Source organism: Pedobacter sp. GW460-11-11-14-TSB4 (assembly GCF_059423705.1).
In genome coordinates this window covers 1-18,291 of the sequence record NZ_JBWKYI010000010.1, presented here as the reverse complement: position 1 = coordinate 18,291, position 18,291 = coordinate 1, and the positions used below count along the sequence as shown (strand labels likewise).

The window sequence follows — 18,291 nt, the reverse complement described above, 5'->3', positions numbered from 1 at the left end:
GAATTAATTAGTTTAGCGTTTCGTTCAAACCGATTATCCCATGAAAAGTAAAATCCTGATTCTGTTTTTAATGGTCTTTGTAAATGTTTCGTTTGCACAGCTGAAGACAGATTCGTTAAGTAATAAACCTAAAAAAGAGAATTTTGCTGATGACTGGGCTGCGCTAAGCAAGTACCAGAAAGAAAATGAACTTTTACCACCACCAACCAGAAAAGAAAAAAGGGTTGTTTTTTTAGGGAGTTCGATATTCGAATTCTGGAAACAGAAAGATCCTGAGTATTTTAAGGATAAACCTTATCTGGATAGGGGAATAAGCGGACAGATTTCGCCACAACTGCTTATCCGTTTTCGGCAGGATGTAATTAACCTTAAACCAAAAGTGGTGATTATTTTGGCCGGGAGTAATGATATTGCGGGTAATACCGGCCATGTTACCAACGATAAAATTATGAATAACATTAAATCGATGGCCGAACTGGCAAGGTTGCACCATATTAAAGTGATACTCTGTAAATACCTGCCTGTTTACGAATATCCATGGAACAAAAGCGTTAAAGCAGCTGATAGCATCGTGAATTTAAACGAAAAGATTGTGGCCTACGCTGAAGCAAGAAATTATACCATTTTAGATTATTGGACACCTTTGGTAGACGAAAGGAGAGGGCAGCGTGCCGAACTCACAGTTGATGGCGTTCATCCAAACCTGGCAGGTTATAAAATTATGGAAGAAGTGACTGATGATGCAATAAAAAAGGCTTTGAGGAATCGGCATTAGATCGATAAGCCCTTCAATCATGCTATCATTGATAAACTTCCATAGAAAGTTCGTCATTGCTTCCCTGAAAGGTCCTATCTTGAATGCACATCTTTTTTAAGAATAGTTTATGCATAATGCTAGCCAACTTTAATAAAAGCACTGATTTTAACGAAGTATGCCGTCAATCCCAAGAGCCGGAAAAATCAAAAAAACAGGTGCTGTCTAGGTCAATTGGCACTAACAAACCTGAAACGCAGTGGTTTTGTGTTCATAACGATGATTTAATTTTTAAAAAAAATATTGAACACAAAACGAAGTGCCGCTGTTTTTTTGATGTGAATGGGATTGTGCAAAAAGGCTCATTGCTGGATTGACAAAGCGTTTTGGGTACTTTGGCGCTCCAAAGTACCATGTCACCGCGGCATAGAGCGGAAAAATAAACAAATATTGATGTCAATATTTAATATTTATTTTAGAATCAGGGAATTCTCAATAACAGGAAAGGTGCTGATACAGAAGTTTCGGTATCAGTAAGCTGATTGATCTAGGCAACGACACTAAAAACAAATGTAAATTAGAGATGTGTCTATACGATAGGAAAGGTCGGGACAGACTGTCGGCTGAAAAAGCCATCGGATGACGATGATTAATGGCGGTTCTTTTTCAAATTTCCTTGTCATTAATATAGTTCCATACGATAAAATCATCGTTCAAGATAGAAGGCTCTATAACACCCGTTTTTTTGTTTATAAACTTTCAATAATATTTGAAAGTTTAATAATGTTTATTTAACTTTACATCGTGAAAGGGAACATGAAAGATAAAACAGTTAAGAAGGGGCTTTAGAGCTATTTTTTTTGCTTCTATTCTTTCAGTTTTTCCTGAAAGTTAAATAATAAAAACTACTGGTTATGGATTACAATATACTCGGATATGGCATCTTTATTACCGTTATCGTATTTATTATTGTAGTGGTTGGCAAAATATGCTACCGGAACGGAAATATCTTTGTGGCTGAACTTATTCCCGACCATTTGGATCTCTGTCAGCAAATCAATAAATCACTGCTGGTTTCTTATTACCTGGTGAATATCGGGTACTGTGCCATGACATTGGTGGGGTGGGAGACGATTAATTCCCTGCAGCAATTGATAGAAGTGATGGCTGTAAAAGTAGCCACTATTGTTTGCATCCTATCTGTTCTTCACTATTTAAATATCTATTTGCTCACCAATACCATTCATAAATTAATAAAATAACAATCTAAAATTTTCAATTATGGAAACGACCAAAATTTTAATCGGCTATGCAGTTTATTTACCAATTGCACTTTTTTTGACTTTTTATGTTTCAAAAACGCTGTTCAAAAACAGTAAGGTATATATGTTAGATATTTTTAAAGGAAGAGAAGAGATTGCCAATGCAACGAACAAACTTTTCGAAACGGGTTTTTACCTGTTGAATATAGGTTTTGCACTCATGATTATGAAGATTACGATCTACACTAATGATTACCGCAACTTAATAGAAGCATTAAGTTCTAAGATTGGTGGCTTTGCAATTTATCTCGGTATAATGCTCTTTATCAACCTTTACTTCTTTTTTAGAGGGAAACGCAAAGCGAAGGAAAATCAAAGACCTGTGCCTTTTCAGCCATCTATGTAATGGCTATAAAAAAAGTCAAGTTTTTATAGCGCAATGGCGATTAAAACTTGACTTCTTTGAAATGATAAATACATTTCCAAATTGCGCCTCAAACAAAAAAGTCCCGATTTTCATCGGGACTTTGCATTAGTTAAGTTTTTTATATCTGATGCGTTTTGGGGTAACATCACCCAAACGTTTTTTACGGTTTTCTTCGTAATCTGAGTAGTTACCTTCGAAGAAATAAACTTCAGAGTTACCCTCGAAAGCCAGGATGTGTGTACAAATCCTATCTAAGAACCACCTGTCGTGACTGATTACAACGGCACAGCCACCAAAGTTTTCTAAAGCCTCTTCCAGTGCACGTAAAGTATTTACGTCGATATCGTTGGTTGGCTCATCCAGCAACAATACATTGGCTCCTTTTTTCAGGGTAATGGCCAGGTGTACGCGGTTGCGCTCACCACCTGATAGAATGCCTACTTTTTTCTGCTGATCGCCGCCATTAAAGTTGAACTTTGAAACATAGGCACGTCCGTTAACGGCTTTCGTTCCCAACTGGATATTGTCTAAACCATCGGTAATGTTTTCGTAAACGGTTTTATCGGCATCTAAATCGTTGTGCATCTGATCTACATAACCCAGTTCTACCGTTTCACCTACACGGAAAGTACCGGCATCAGCTTCTTCCTGTCCGGTAATTAAACGGAATAAAGTGGTTTTACCCGCTCCATTTGGGCCAATAATGCCCACAATACCTGCAGGAGGTAGCGAGAAGTTTAAATTATCAAATAATACCTTGTCACCATAAGCTTTGGTAACGTTTGTTGCTTCAATCACCACATTACCTAAACGAGGACCTGCAGGAATGAAAAGCTCTAATTTATCTTCTCTTTCTCTGCCGTCTTCTGAAGCTAATTTATCGTAGTTGGCTAAACGTGCTTTAGATTTTGCATGACGTGCTTTGGGCGCCATACGTACCCATTCCAATTCCCGCTCTAAAGTTTTCTGGCGTTTGCTCTCTGTTTTCTCCTCTTGTGATAAACGTTTCGCTTTTTGATCTAACCAGCTGCTGTAATTTCCTTTCCATGGAATACCTTCACCGCGGTCTAACTCTAAAATCCATCCGGCAACGTTATCTAAGAAATACCTATCGTGGGTAACGGCAATAACAGTTCCTTCGTAATTTTGTAAGAACTGCTCTAACCAATCGATACTTTCAGCATCCAGGTGGTTGGTAGGCTCATCCAATAGTAAAACATCAGGGTGTTGAAGCAATAAACGGCACATGGCCACACGACGGCGCTCACCACCCGATAATACACCGATTTTAGTGTCAGGATCAGGACAACGTAAGGCATCCATGGCTCTTTCTAATTTCGAATCGATTTCCCAGGCCCCTAAAGCATCAATTTTATCCTGAAGTTCGCCTTGTCTGGCCATCAGTTTATCCATGGCATCAGGATCGGAGTAGTTTTCTTCTAAGCCGAAAGCTTCGTTTACCTCTTCGTATTCTTTTAAAATAGCCGTTACTTCGGCAACGCCTTCTTCAACTACTTCGCGAACGGTTTTTTCCGGATCTAAGATCGGCTCCTGAGCCAAGTAACCCACCGAATAACCTGGTGAGAAAACCACCTCGCCCTGGTAAGACTTATCTAAACCGGCAATAATTTTTAAAAGTGATGACTTACCAGAACCGTTTAAGCCGATAACCCCGATTTTGGCACCGTAAAAGAAAGAAAGGTAAATATTTTTTAAAACCTGTTTTTGTGGAGGGTAAATTTTATTTACACCTGCCATTGAAAATATGATTTTCTCGTCTGACATTATAATGTATTGTTTTTAAAGTAGTTTAATGCTATGATATTAAAGGAAGGTCAACCGTTTTTTTTACAGACTGATTTTACCCAACCCAATAATGGCAAAGCCAAAATTGCTTACAAAGATAAGAACAACAAGCCCATTACAAAGTGCTTTATGATTATACTTTAATAAACTTTTAGCCACAGAAGTACAGGTAGACGGGGAATGGTTTTATCCATCATGCTAACTAATAAACCAGTGCCTAATGAACGAATAAACAACAATTCTAATCTCGTTTTAATGTAATTATCATTATTCGCTCATAAAATAAATCATGTTATATAACGAAATACAAAAGTTTTACATTTAACCAGCGGATTAATTCTTAGTAGATACCGTAAACATTAGTTAAAACAAAAGCCTTTCAGGATTGAAAGGCTTTTGTTTTTTGATCATATGATTTGCCCTTGCTAAGGGTTTTGAGATAAATTAGAATTTTTATCTCTTTCAGTTTGTGGAATAAAATAAATTACCCGCGCATCAGTTGGGTTAATGGTTTGATTAACTGAGCCATTAATGGTAGAATGTGTACCAGGATAATCTCTCACCACCGGACGGTTATTCCTAAACAGATCATAAGCCCGCTGACATTCAAAAGCTAATTCTAGCCATCTTTCTTCCAATACAATATCTAAAATACCATGTGCTGGTGTCACATCAGCTAACGTATATGTCGGAATTCCGGCACGGGTTCTAATTACATTCACATCATCTAAAGCCAATTGTGTGTTGTTCAGTTTGGCATTAGCTTCTGCTCTGTTCAGGTACATTTCTGCCAAACGAAGGTATACCGGCGATGTTAAATTGATCACACCTTCCTGCAGGTTATTTTTATTTACGTAATAGATTGGCGCAGCCGGTGTTAATTTTGTGTTTAACTGTTGTACACCATTTACGATTAGCGGCGAAATAAAGCTTTTTCTTTTATCCTGAGGATATTTATTAAGGAAGTTATAATACTTTACAGAGGCATATATCTCTCCCCATCCGCTTTCTCCCTGACCCAGCGCATTACCATTGGCATCGCCGCTATAGTATAACGAACCAATGGCCGAATAATCGTAGTTTTCAGTTTTGGTGTGTTTAATGGCAAAAATATTTTCGGTGTTTTTTTCCGGATCTCCTCTAAAATAGGTTTGATAAGCGGCATCCTGCATCAATTGATATTTGTTTGAACTAATAACCAAATTGGCATATTCTATTGCTTTGGCATTGTTATCCATGTACAGATAAACCCTCGATAGGAGTGCATAGGCAGCCAATTTTGTGGCAAAGCTATTGCTTTTTTCTACGGTGATACATTGTGCAGCTTTTAATAAATCAGCGATTACAAAATCGTATACCTGGGCAACTGTACTTCTCTTAATTATGGCGGCATCGGTTTCACTTACTGTCTCGTTCAAAATTGGAACTCCAGGATTGGTTGTTGGATTTTGCTGATAAGGCCTTCCAAACATGCGCACTAAATTAAAATGTAACATCGCTCTGAGAAACAGGTTTTCTCCTTTAATCTGTAGCAACTCTGCCGATGAACCATCGGGAATGAGCTTAATGATTTTGTTTGTTGCAGAGGCTACATAATAGGCTTGCTGAAAATAAGCGGTGGCGTTAGCAGAGTTTACCAGGTGCGTATACTTATATAAATTAGTTACATCGCTTGATGAGTTCTGGCCTTGAGCCACCTCATCAGAAGGGAGCTCGGCAAGCCAATGGTAATTGTTTTCGTAGTTTAATGATTTTAAGGTAGCATAGTTGCCCAAGGTTGCCGTACGTTTACCCTCAATGGTAGTTAATAATCCACTATCTTCAGCTTTATCAGATGGGAAATAGGTTTTACGACATGCAGATGTAGTAAGAATAATACTGGCTGCAATGGCGATTTTTATGATGTGATTATGATATATTTTCATGGTAATCTTATTAATGGTTAGAATGTTAGGTTAACGCCAAAAACAAATCTTCTGCTGGTTGGATATCTGAAAGAAGATATACCTCCGGTTAAGTCAACCTCAGGATCTACGCCCGAAAATTTGGTGGCCGTAAACAAGTTGTCGCCGCTCACATATAAACGGGCAGCATTTATCGAAGCCTTTTTTAACCAGTTTGTGGGTAAGTTATACCCTACAGTTACATTCCTCAATCTTAAATAACTTCCATCTTCTAAGAAGCGGGTAGAGCTTTGATGCGATTGAAGATTGCCGCCAAATTTAGCCTGAGGATGGGTGGCATCGGTTTGGCCAGGGGTTGTCCACCTTACCGAACCTTTAGGTAATACCTGCTGATTATAACTTTCGTAAACGCCATCGTTATCGAAATAGAAACGGCTATCATTATATACCCAGTTGCCATATACAAAATTTAAAAAGGCCGAAAGGGTAAAGTTTTTATATTCCAGTGTATTGGTTAATCCACCGCTAAATTTTGGTGCAGATGATTTACCTGTATATTGTCTGGTCGCCTGATTATAAGTGCTGGTTACACCTGTAGGATCATCTAATTTTTCCCAAAGGGGTTTGCCATCAGCGGGATTTACACCAGCCCATTTTTGCATGTACCATTCATCCATATCGTGGCCCAAAGCGATGGGTTGTGTACTGGTATTTACCACCAACAAGCCCTGGTTTAGTTCCATAACTTTGTTGCGGTTAAAAGACATGTTAAAACTGGTTTCCCAGTTAAAGTCTTTCTGCTGGATGTTTTTAGAATTGATCGTTAACTCAATACCTCTGTTTCTTACTGCGCCAATATTTCTTCTAATGCTTCCATAACCTACGGTTGCAGGAAGTGGTACCGCAAATAGTAGATCAGAGTTACGTTTGTCATAAGCATCAATAGTAATGTCGATGCGTTTAAACAGGCCAAAATCAAGACCTAAATTGTACGCTCTCGATTTTTCCCATGTCAAATCTGGATTCGCAATTTGTGTTGGGAAGGCGCCTGTTTGGCCGTTATATGATGCCCCGGCATTTAAATTATATAAGCCTAGCGATTGGTAAAAACCATCAGGGCTATCATTCGTAGTAAAACGTTGATTCCCGGTAGTACCAAAACTTGCCCTTAATTTTAGAAACGTAAGGGTGGTATTACTTTTTAAGAAATCTTCGTTAGATAAAATCCATGATGCACCTGCTTGGTAAAAAGTTGCGGCAGGGTTATTTTTTCCAAATCGAGAAGAGTATTCATTAACGATGGAGCCCACTAAATAATATTTACCCTGAAAGCTATAATCAGCCTGTGCCAGGTATTTTATATTCTGATACTGATCATACCGGCCTGTAGGTTTATTGGTAATATCAGTTGCTGTGTTTATGGCATCCAATCCAGCTGGCAAACCTTTGGCAGTAATGCCACTTTCGTCGTATTTGTAACTTTCTAGCTCAGCAACGCCTAAAACGCTTAGGCTATGATTCCCAATATTTACGTTATACTTAATCCTGTTTGATGACAAAAGGGTAGTAGAAAAGGTATTTCCTAAAGAAACTGTTCCAAGGTTTGTAGCGCCACTCTGACTTCTTCTATCAGCATAGCTGTTTGACCTGCCGTTAGCTATTGTAGCCCTGTTATAACTAGAAATTGTTAAGTTTTTGATGAGATCATAATCGAGGTTTACATCACCGGTTGTGGTATAACTTCTTGCTTTTGAGTAGTTATACTGCAAACTCTGTAAAAAATTTGAGCGGTCTCTACCTTTCCAGGAAGGAATATTCCGTGGGTCAGTTGGACTGCCATCCGTATTGTAAGCCGGATCGTAAGGCATATTTAAATAAGCCTGGTAAACGGCACTTTCGGGATTATAATTATCATTGATTACAATTCCACTTAACAAGGCTGTTAATTTTAATTTTTTAGTCAACTGTGAGGTAAGGTTAGCCCTTAAACTATATTGTGTTTTATCGTTATTGATTAAAGTTCCTTCTTCCTTAAAATAGTTGCCTGAAATATAAAATTGAGTTTTCTCACTCCCTCCAGATGCAGTTAGGGTATGGTTATTTACCATTGCTGTTCTAAACGCTTCATTCCACCAATCGGTATTGGTATTTAACACCGAAGCAGCTGGTGGGGTGGTAAAGAAAGACTTCTGGTAATCGTAAAGTTGTTGGGCATCCATTAGCTTAAAGTTACCCGTAGTTGCTTTTGCAATACCAATGGTCGAATTTAGGCTAAATCTGGTTTCCCCCGCCTTTCCTTTTTTGGTGGTTACAATAATAACGCCATTGGCCGCTCTCGATCCATATAAACCTGTAGCGGCGGCATCTCTCAATATGGTAATGTTATCCACATCGGCAGGGTTATAGGTTCCACCAATATTTCCGTCAACCACAATTAATGGCCCTGTACCGGCATTAATACTGCCTACGCCACGTACCACTACATTCGAGCCTGCTGTTGGATCGCCAGAAGCAGAACTTGCCACCACACCAGGCGCTTTACCCTGTAACAGGTTACCGAGGTTTACGGAGGTTACATCGTTAAGCTTCGAGCCGCTTACGGTCGTTACGGCACTCGAAATTTCTGATTTCTTCTTTGCTGTATAACCCACAACGGTTACAGCATCCAGTTCTGTAGTTTGATCTACTAAGGAAACATTTACGGAAGTATTTGCGCCTACTTTAATGGTTTGGGTGGTAAAACCCAGGGCTTTAAACTCCAGGGTACTTTCATTGTCAGCGCTAATGTTATATTTTCCATTTGCATCTGTTTGTACAGCCGTTTTGGTTCCCAGCACGGTTACGGTTATCCCGGGAAGCGGGAGTTTTTTACTGTCAGTTACCGTACCTGAAATAGTACGGTTTTGTGCCTTTACTGCCAAAATACACGCAATAAAGGAAATCATTAAAAGAAATCTCTTCATGTTTTTTAGGTTAGATTGTTGTTATATTGTTTTTCTGTTGAGGAGCATTAATCAGATTACGGCGGGCTAAAAGTTATTCTCAGGTTCATTAATAATATACTTTTTGTAAAATGATTATTACTAAACTATAACCATAAAAGGCAATATCAAATCGCGAATGCAGCGCAAACGTTTGCTTGAAATATCCTGGTAAAGCGGGATGGATTGTTATTTAAGCCTTTTTTGGGTGGGATAAAGCCTATGCGGCTTGGTACTTCTGATATTATTAAACGCAAACGTTTGCCTCTGCCGGCTTAATTGCAGATTAAAAAAAGGAAGAAATGAATTTTTTGATGTGGATGAAATATGCTTATCATTCTTTTGGATTACTCATGAATGCAGATAAATGATAGATTTGTTGGTGCTTTTTAATCGAATTTTAGCAGTTGTGGTTGGGTTTCGTTTGTTTTTTATGAGAATAATCAGATAATAAGCGCGTTTTATGAAAAAACAGAAAATTTAGCGTTAATTACCCTATGGAATTAGAAAATGAACTTTTAACCCCCGTTTTTTATTTAATTTATACAAGCATTGCGAGCAGCTTGTTTAATAATGGAGAACTTAGAGCCTTGCTTAATCAGTGTAGAGAATTTAATAACCGGAATAATATTACCGGGATATTATTATATGTAAGAGGTCTGCAAATCACAAAGAGTAAAGGTAGGTTTATGCAATTGCTTGAAGGAGATGAACGCATTATCCGCAGGCTTTTTAACAAAATCGTAAATGACGAACGTCACGAATCAGTTGTTTTGCTGCAAATAGGTAAATATGAGCGGCGCTGTTTTACAGATTGGAGTATGGGATTTGAGCAGGCGGAAGGAGAGCTTTATCAATCGCTATCAGGCCATTTCGATTTGAATGAGGTCGTTTCACAATGCGATAAACTTGGTGTTACCGATGTTCCGTTGCAGTTTTTGCAGAAGTTATCTTCAAACCATAAAGAGCAGCTTACCGAAGCACTATATGGTTAAAATGGTTAAGGCAATTGATGTTGATTTCTGAATGAAGGATAGCTTATTATTTATGATAAATGAATTACAATAAACTACTGACTTCAAAAACAAAAACAACCTAATTACAGTTAACTTCGTATTAACGTTATAATAGGTATGGCTAATTGAGTTAGTTTGTTGATTTTTATCTAATGAAATTGTTAAATGATGTCACGTTCTTTTTATTTTTCTGTCAAAACTTGTAAATTGCCTAAGTAAAAAGATACAAATTGTCAGTTTTTGATGGCGAAAAAATACTTACAATAAACCGACAATAAAATATCTGTAACCGGATGTTTTTGGCAAATGTCCCTTTAAAACCTATATAACACTTATTACGTAGATAGATATAAATAAAATAATATTTATCTAAACGATAATCTTACATTGAATTTTGGGTTCTCAGGCATTCAAAAGCCTCTTTATCCACCCATATGGCGCAATTGTTGATAAAATAAAGAAAACAGTACGTTCGTTTTTATAAAGTTATTTTATAGTTTAGGGACGTAGCTGTTAAGAAAGGTATTATGGAAGCAAAATTTTCACCACAGGTTAAAGATGTAATCTCTTTTAGTAGGGAGGAAGCGCTCCGCTTAGGGCACGATTACATTGGAACCGAGCATTTATTATTGGGCCTCATCCGCGAAGGCGATGGCATGGCTATAAAAATTTTACGATCGTTAGGAGTTGATACCGGTAAATTGCGCCGCTCAATTGAAGATGCCGTTCGCGGTACTTCGAGTGTTACAGTAAACTTAGGCAATATTCCATTAACAAAACAGGCAGAAAAAGTTTTAAAAATCACTTACTTAGAGGCCAAAATATTTAAAAGCGATTTAATTGGCACCGAACATTTGTTGTTATCGGTTTTGAGAGATGATGATAACATCGCCTCACAAATCTTATTACAGTATGGCGTTACTTACGATGTTTTTAAACAGGAGGTTGAAGTGAATAAAAATGGTTTCAGAGATGATATCTCAAATAGTGCTTCCACAGGAGGTGATGATGATTATCGCGAAGAGGAAAGCTTTAGTACGCCTAAAAAGGTTTCAGATATAAAATCTAAAACCCCTGTTTTGGATAATTTCGGTCGTGATTTAACAAAAGCTGCAGAAGAAGGTCGCTTAGACCCAATCGTAGGACGCGAGAAAGAAATTGAACGTGTATCGCAGATTTTATCACGTAGAAAAAAGAACAATCCAATTTTAATTGGAGAGCCAGGTGTAGGTAAGTCGGCAATTGCAGAAGGTTTGGCCTTACGCATTGTACAACGTAAAGTTTCGCGTGTGCTTTTTGGCAAGCGTGTAGTGACATTAGATTTGGCGTCGTTAGTGGCCGGTACAAAATACCGTGGCCAGTTCGAAGAACGTATGAAAGCCGTGATGAACGAGCTTGAAAAATCTACTGATGTAATTTTATTTATTGATGAGATCCACACCATTGTTGGTGCCGGTGGTGCATCAGGTTCATTAGATGCATCCAATATGTTCAAACCTGCTTTGGCGAGGGGCGAAATTCAATGTATTGGTGCCACAACTTTAGATGAGTACCGTCAGTACATTGAAAAAGATGGTGCTTTAGACCGTCGTTTCCAAAAAGTGATGGTAGAACCTGCTACGCCGGATGAAACGGTAGAGATTTTAACCCGTATTAAAGATAAGTACGAAGAACACCATGGTGTAACTTATACTGATGAAGCGATTTTAGCTTGCGTTACCTTAACATCGCGTTATATTTCTGATCGTTTCTTACCAGACAAAGCTATTGATGCTTTAGATGAAGCAGGTTCGCGTGTTCACTTAACCAACATTCACGTTCCGCAGAATATTATTGATATCGAAGCTAAAATTGAAGATATCAAATTAGAGAAAAACAAAGTTGTACGTAGCCAGAAATATGAAGAAGCGGCAAAACTACGCGATACAGAGAAAAATTTAATTGAAGAATTAGATAAGGCTAAAGCGGAGTGGGAAGCTGAAACCAAAACTAAACGTTACGAAGTATCAGAAGATAATGTAGCCGAAGTGGTTTCGATGATGACAGGTATTCCGGTACAACGTGTTGGACAAACAGACAGTGCCAAACTGTTGAACATGTACGATAAAGTGGCCGAGAAAATTATTGGTCAGGATGATGCGATTAAAAAGTTAACCAAAGCTATCCAACGTACAAGAGCTGGATTAAAAGATCCTAAAAAGCCAATTGGTTCATTTATTTTCTTAGGTCCAACAGGCGTAGGTAAAACAGAACTGGCAAAAGAACTCGCTCGTTTCATGTTCGATAGTGATGATTCACTGATTCAGATCGATATGAGTGAGTATATGGAGAAATTTGCGGTTTCACGTTTAGTGGGAGCGCCTCCGGGATACGTAGGTTACGAAGAAGGTGGACAATTAACTGAAAAAGTTAGAAGAAAACCTTATGCTGTAATCTTATTGGATGAGATTGAAAAAGCACATCCTGATGTATTCAATATCTTATTGCAGGTTTTGGATGAAGGACAGTTAACCGATAGTTTGGGTCGTAAAGTTGATTTTAGAAATACAATCATCATCATGACTTCGAATATTGGTGCCCGTCAACTTAAAGATTTTGGACAAGGCGTTGGTTTCTCTACAGCAGCGAAAACAAACCAGGCCGATTCTCACAGTCGTGGTGTAATAGAAAGTGCATTAAAACGTGCTTTTGCTCCTGAGTTCTTAAACCGTGTTGATGATGTAGTGGTATTTAATAGCTTAGGTAAAGATGAAATCTTCAGAATTATCGATATCGAATTAAAAGCTTTATTCGGTCGCGTTCATACCCTTGGTTATGAAATTGCATTAACCGAGAATGCTAAAGAATACATTGCTGAGAAAGGTTTTGACAGTAATTTTGGTGCTCGTCCGTTAAAAAGGGCCATCCAGAAATATTTAGAGGATCCAATTGCAGAAGAAATTCTTAAAGGCGAACTGGCTGAAGGTGATGTTTTAGAAATTGATTATGATAAAACGAGCGAGCTGATTTCGATCAACCATAAAAAAGGTGAAAAGAAAAAAGAAGAGCCAAAACAAGAAGAAGATTCTTCCAGTAAATAAAATAGGAAACTCCCGATGAAAATCGGGAGTTTTTTGTTTTAGGTTTATCCTGCTATTTCTTGCTTCTGGAGTGTGAAAAAGAGGGTATAAATTATTTTTTTTTAAAGAAAATCCTTGTATCTTTCCTTAAACTATCCTGATTAATGAAATTAATTGCCTTTCCCTTAGTGTGTTTAGCGCTATGTTGCGCATTATCCTGTAAAAAAGGAGCTGATGATTCGGCCGGAACAAATGACCCGCCTGTACTTTCTACAACAACTAATATTAATAACGAAGCCTTGCTAAAATTAGTAAACGATACCCGTTTAGCTGGTTGTAATTGTGGAACAACTGTTATGCCTCCGGTTGCTGCACTCACCTGGAACATAAATTTAGGCGCTGCAGCTATTGGCCACAGTAAGTATATCGCATCGATAAAAAGCTTAACCCATAGCTCTGCCAATGGTGATAATGTAGGCGCCCGGGTTAAAGCAACAGGGTACAACTGGACAACAGTCGGTGAAAATATTGCTGTTGGCCAAACCACCGAAGTGCAGGTTTTTAACGACTGGATTAAAAGTGAAGATCACTGCAAAAATATCATGAATGCCGCCTTTAAAGAAATGGGAGCAGCTAAAACAGATAATTACTGGGTTCAGGATTTTGCAGCTAAATAAATTATTTCGTCATTTCGAGCGGAGTGCAACGCAGCCGAGAAATCTATAATAGATCTCTCTTCCAGACATTCGGGACTACGTTTCAGTCGAGATGACGACTTTCTTATGGGAATGCTCTTTTTTACACCAACTCCTTTAGCGCTTGATAATACCTGTCATAATTTTGAGGATCGGTATTCAGGAATAAAAAAGGTTCGATGAGCTCCAATTCCATCAGTAAAAATTCGCCATTAACAAAAGTACCGTCAACCCGTGCATAAAGGCAATCTTTAGCAAATAAGGTTACATATTGTTGTGCAGTAGCCACCAGCTCTTCATTCGGTTTTTGCGGATGAACAGATCCGCCATGGGCAGGTTGTACCCTAAAATCACCAGGTTTTGCCTGTTTGATTAAGGAATGACTATACCCGCCATTAAAAAAAATGAAAGACCATTCACCGCTTTCCAGAATCTCAGGTAGAAATGGCTGAACGATAAAATCTTCATGTTGAATAAGCTGATTTAACTTTTGATTCACCTCTTTCACATCATCAACAGTTACCTTGAATGTGTTTTTTGCCCCGCCACTCACACAAGGTTTTACAATTAACTTATCGGTATTAAATTTTTCAAAGAAATCCTCAAGACTTACACTTTTTTGATTTTGAATAAAAAAACTGGGTGTAATCATTAAGCCTGCGGCTTCGATTTCCTGCAGATATAGTTTATTTGCATTCCACCTTACTGTCTCAACAGGGTTAAGCAATTTTACTTTTTTTGCTTCCAGTTGATTAAGCCAGCTGTAAAATTCTTCAATCAGGTCAAAATAATCCCATGGCGATTTTAAAATGGCAAGCGAATAATCTTCCCAGTTAATATTCGGATCATTCCAGATTACTTTTTCAATGTCCAATCCCTTTTCTTTCAGGAAATGTAAGAGTTTATCATCCTCGCTTTCAACTGTGGTGCTATCATAAGCGCCTTTATCCAGATAGGTTACTAATGCAATATTCATAACGTTAAAACTAAGTTTTATAATAGTGGATTACAAATCCAGCTCTCACAGCTCCCGATTGCAAATCGGGACCAACAGCCAGTTCTTCGGTATAGCCTGTACTTCTTTTAAGGACCTGGCATGGTGCTTAAACTATTCTTAAAAAAGATGTGTCAACACGGTAGTATTCTCAATCGGGGCCAGCGCACTTAAAAACTTTAAAACAAACTCACCTGGTTGCTCGGGATTTTGAACAAAGTGTGGTCTAAAATAATATCCTTTACGTTTAAACCATTTAAGCGGCAATGCAGTCTGAAATTATCCCTGATCATTTGAGAAATATTTCCATCACCACGCATCCTATCTCCGAATCTGCTATCATTTACATTGCCTCCATGGCAACTTTGAATCATGTGCCAAACCTTATCAAAACGGTCTGGAAAATTTTTCTGCAACCAATCTTCAAATATCTGTCCAATGGCTCCATTGAGCCTCACCACGGTGTAACCGGCTTTAATGGCGCCGGCATTGGCTACGGCTTTTAAAATTTTAGGAATTTCATGGTCGCTTAAACCGGGCACAAGCGGGGCAACCATTACACCCATAGGGATTCCGTCTTTACTCAGTTCTTCTACCACCTTTAGGCGTTGTTTAGCTGTTGTGGTGCGGGGTTCCATTACCTGTCGCAAATCTTCGTTTAAGCTATTGATGGAGACATAAACCATACAGAGATTTAGCTTAGCCATTTCTTGCAGAATATCCCGGTCGCGAAGAATAAGCGAATTTTTGGTAATCATACCAATAGGCTGTTTGTAGGCCAATGCAATTTCAAGCAGCTGTCTGGTAAGTTTAAACTTTCTTTCGGCAGGTTGGTAGCAGTCGGTATTGCCGGAAAGGGAAATGGTGGTGGCATCCCATCCTTTTTTTTCTAAAAACTTTTTAAATAGCGCCGGTGCTTCTTTTTTAACAATTATTTTCCGCTCAAATTCTATCCCTGCGCTATAACCCCAATATTGGTGTGAATTGCGGGCATAACAATAGGTACAGCCATGTTCGCAACCTTGATAGGGGTTTAAAGAATAAGCCATGCCTACATCAGGGCTATCAACTTTGTTCACAATGGTTTTCGAATTTTCAAAAATAAAGGAGGTTTTACGATCGCTTTCCTCCCAATCGTCTATGCCTTCATCATGTTCCTTTACATAAACGTCCTTTAAAAATTTGTTATGTGGATTAACCTGAGCGCCCCGTCCTTTAAAATATTGTTTTTCTTCTTCGCCAATCATAGATTAAAATTACTAATATTTTTAGTAATTTGGCTTTCTAAAAAAGGCTACTTTTCAACATTTTTTTTTAGATCAATTCGCCTCATCTATCATCCACCTCACATTTTCCATTACTTGCTCTTCGGTAGTGGTACATAATCCATCGGGACCATATCGGCCACTTTTTCGTAAGCCCAGAAACCTTCGTATAGGAGCGATCGGGAATCGTAAATGCCACCATTTTCATAGAAACGAACACCTTCACCAGTGAGGTTGGCAACAGAAATTTCATTTTCAGGTACATCTAGGGGTCTGAAGATCCAAAATCCGGTGTTAGAATAAGCCAGAGATTCCTTTTCTTTGGTGTACTGGATCAGTAACGCATCAGTATAACTCAGGTATTTTAAATTCGGGTTAAAGTAGTGCACCAGGGTATCGGTAAGTACCTCCGCTCTCGAAAATTTATCAATGGTTCGGGGCATTTCTTTTTGTTTGGTCCAGAAGGCAAGCAATGCAGTATCTATTTTACCTTTATTTTGCCTGATGCCCGTTTTCTCAGGTACGGCCTTAATCTTTTCTAAATTGGCATTAATTAAATATTCCGGATAGCGGTTAGGGTTGGGCACCTTAACCATTTTATTAATGATAAATCCCTCTTCCTGTGTTTTGTTGGCATACAGCGAGCGGAAGAAATGTTGCGACGAACCATAATAGGCCACCTCCCTGGCGGCGATATACTTTTTCTTTTTGGCTGCCGATGCTTTTAACTCTTCAAAAAAGGGATGCCCAGAATAGTAAATAATGTGCGTTCTGGAATTATATTCGAAACGATCGAGCATGTATTTTAGCCGATAGCCTAAAGCTTTATTCTCTACAATCAAAAACTCGGTGGTAGAAACCGTTAGGGTACTTTTAGTAATATCGAAATCTACATTTAACACCTGCGGATTTAATATTTTGCACTGTAAGGCATTTGGGGTTTTCCCGATAAAAAAATCTTTAAACTGATTAATATATTTCTGACGGTTAGGATCGGCCCTGATTACAACTTCTTCCAGCTGCGCAACATTTTCTTTCAAAACCAGTTCTACCTGCACTGATTTATCGGAAATAATTACGCTTTTAGAGTAGGGGAGATAACCAACCAGCTGAACCAGCAGATCGTAACTTCCAGGTTTCAGATTGGATAGTTTAAACCGCCCGTCGTTATCGGCCACTGTTGCAATCTTATAGCCACTTAAATAGATACTTGCGCCAGGTAATCCATCTTTTTGATCCCTAACCAAACCACTAATCGAGAAGGTGTTTTGAGCAATGGCATTAGTACCCAACATCATCAGTATAAGGGCTACTAAAAGGCTTTTAATCATGGAGACGAATGTAACCAAAAGGCGTAATATTTATTAAAAACAGAAAAGATTTTTAACAAATTTAACATTTGATCATATCGTTATTTCGTGCTGCAGGCGACTTAGTAAAATTGCTTATCTTGTTACGCAATGATCTTTAAGAAGAGCATTATTCAAAATAGGCCAGGTGAATAGTGAAAATTTTTTCGCTTTGAAAACGAGCGGTTCGTTTTCCATGGCAGCGGTAGCCCCGCCATCGCTTGTAGTCCTCTCCCGATGAAAATCGGGATGCGGGCTAACCCGCTCTGTCGGGTTTATTTCACATGGGCAGGTGCTTCGCGGTTCCAAAAAACCTAAATAGTAATACCAGCCTAGCCAGCTAAACCCGACGGCAGTGTAAAACCCACAGGCCGAAGCATGAGGGCGAGGATTTGTAACGAAGGCCGGGGCTGCTGAAACCGAAAAGCGCTGTATTTGCTTTTCAAAAAAAAGAAAAAATGCAGCCTGGTGGTTATCTCTCTTACATATTAATGATATTAAAATAAGCCAGGTGAATAGTGAATTTTTTTTGCTTTGAAAATGATAGGTCTATTTTCCATGGCAGCGGTAGCCCCGCCATCGCTTGTAGTCCTCTCCCGATGAAAAATCGGGCTGCGGGCTACCCGCTCTGTCGGGTTTATTTAACATGGGCAGGTGCTTCTCGGTTCCAAAAAAACTAAATAGTACTACCAACCTAGGCAGCTAAACCCGTATTCTATGGTTTATGCAAATAAAAAGTTTTTTTTCTGAGAAGCATTACTTTAGATTTATGCAGCAGG

13 protein-coding genes are annotated in these 18,291 nt (G+C 38.6%); 7 read left to right on the top strand and 6 right to left on the bottom strand.

Annotated features, from left to right (window positions below; all coding sequences use genetic code 11):
* The first annotated feature begins 40 nt into the window (after positions 1-40).
* The 4 genes from AC07YT_RS11910 to AC07YT_RS11895 all read left to right on the top strand — a co-directional run bounded on the left by AC07YT_RS11910 (position 41) and on the right by AC07YT_RS11895 (position 2,422).
* Positions 41-775: a GDSL-type esterase/lipase family protein gene (locus AC07YT_RS11910; protein WP_086547415.1), complete on the top strand. Its 735-nt coding sequence runs from the start codon at positions 41-43 to the stop codon at positions 773-775.
* A 116-nt stretch (positions 776-891) separates the two neighbouring features.
* Positions 892-1,131 (top strand): hypothetical protein, encoded by a 240-nt coding sequence (locus tag AC07YT_RS11905; RefSeq protein ID WP_086547414.1) that lies wholly within the window; start codon positions 892-894, stop codon positions 1,129-1,131.
* A 537-nt stretch (positions 1,132-1,668) separates the two neighbouring features.
* Positions 1,669-2,016 (top strand): hypothetical protein, encoded by a 348-nt coding sequence (locus AC07YT_RS11900; protein WP_086547413.1) that lies wholly within the window; start codon positions 1,669-1,671, stop codon positions 2,014-2,016.
* A 19-nt stretch (positions 2,017-2,035) separates the two neighbouring features.
* Positions 2,036-2,422, top strand: coding sequence for a hypothetical protein (locus AC07YT_RS11895; protein WP_086547412.1), 387 nt, complete (start codon positions 2,036-2,038; stop codon positions 2,420-2,422).
* Between the two features lie 126 nt (positions 2,423-2,548).
* Here the strand turns inward: AC07YT_RS11895 and ettA are convergent, their stop codons facing one another.
* From ettA to AC07YT_RS11880, 3 genes are all read right to left on the bottom strand, one after another.
* A complete protein-coding gene (ettA, locus tag AC07YT_RS11890; RefSeq protein WP_057932811.1) occupies positions 2,549-4,228 on the bottom strand; it encodes an energy-dependent translational throttle protein EttA in 1,680 nt (559 codons plus the stop codon).
* Between the two features lie 446 nt (positions 4,229-4,674).
* Complete coding sequence (locus tag AC07YT_RS11885) at positions 4,675-6,174, bottom strand: RagB/SusD family nutrient uptake outer membrane protein (RefSeq protein ID WP_086547411.1); 1,500 nt, start codon at positions 6,172-6,174, stop codon at positions 4,675-4,677.
* Positions 6,175-6,191: 17 nt separating this feature from the next.
* On the bottom strand, positions 6,192-9,116 hold the full coding sequence (locus tag AC07YT_RS11880; protein WP_086547410.1) for a SusC/RagA family TonB-linked outer membrane protein: 2,925 nt from the start codon (positions 9,114-9,116) through the stop codon (positions 6,192-6,194).
* A 515-nt stretch (positions 9,117-9,631) separates the two neighbouring features.
* On the opposite strand from AC07YT_RS11880, the gene AC07YT_RS11875 reads away from it, so the two are divergent.
* The 3 genes from AC07YT_RS11875 (at position 9,632) to AC07YT_RS11865 (ending at position 13,886) form a co-directional block, all read left to right on the top strand.
* Entirely contained in the window at positions 9,632-10,129 is a 498-nt protein-coding gene (locus AC07YT_RS11875; protein ID WP_086547409.1) for a BLUF domain-containing protein, read from the top strand.
* A gap of 548 nt (positions 10,130-10,677) precedes the next feature.
* Positions 10,678-13,230, top strand: a complete 2,553-nt coding sequence (locus AC07YT_RS11870; protein ID WP_086547408.1) for an ATP-dependent Clp protease ATP-binding subunit — start codon at positions 10,678-10,680, stop codon at positions 13,228-13,230.
* Positions 13,231-13,373: 143 nt separating this feature from the next.
* On the top strand, positions 13,374-13,886 hold the full coding sequence (locus AC07YT_RS11865) for a CAP domain-containing protein (protein ID WP_086547407.1): 513 nt from the start codon (positions 13,374-13,376) through the stop codon (positions 13,884-13,886).
* 121 nt (positions 13,887-14,007) lie between these two features.
* Here the strand turns inward: AC07YT_RS11865 and AC07YT_RS11860 are convergent, their stop codons facing one another.
* From AC07YT_RS11860 to AC07YT_RS11850, 3 genes are all read right to left on the bottom strand, one after another.
* On the bottom strand, positions 14,008-14,880 hold the full coding sequence (locus AC07YT_RS11860) for an ATP-grasp domain-containing protein (protein ID WP_086547406.1): 873 nt from the start codon (positions 14,878-14,880) through the stop codon (positions 14,008-14,010).
* A 197-nt stretch (positions 14,881-15,077) separates the two neighbouring features.
* A complete protein-coding gene (locus tag AC07YT_RS11855) occupies positions 15,078-16,145 on the bottom strand; it encodes a PA0069 family radical SAM protein (RefSeq protein WP_086547405.1) in 1,068 nt (355 codons plus the stop codon).
* A 110-nt stretch (positions 16,146-16,255) separates the two neighbouring features.
* Complete coding sequence (locus AC07YT_RS11850) at positions 16,256-17,494, bottom strand: carboxypeptidase-like regulatory domain-containing protein (protein WP_086547404.1); 1,239 nt, start codon at positions 17,492-17,494, stop codon at positions 16,256-16,258.
* Positions 17,495-18,291: the final 797 nt, after the last annotated feature.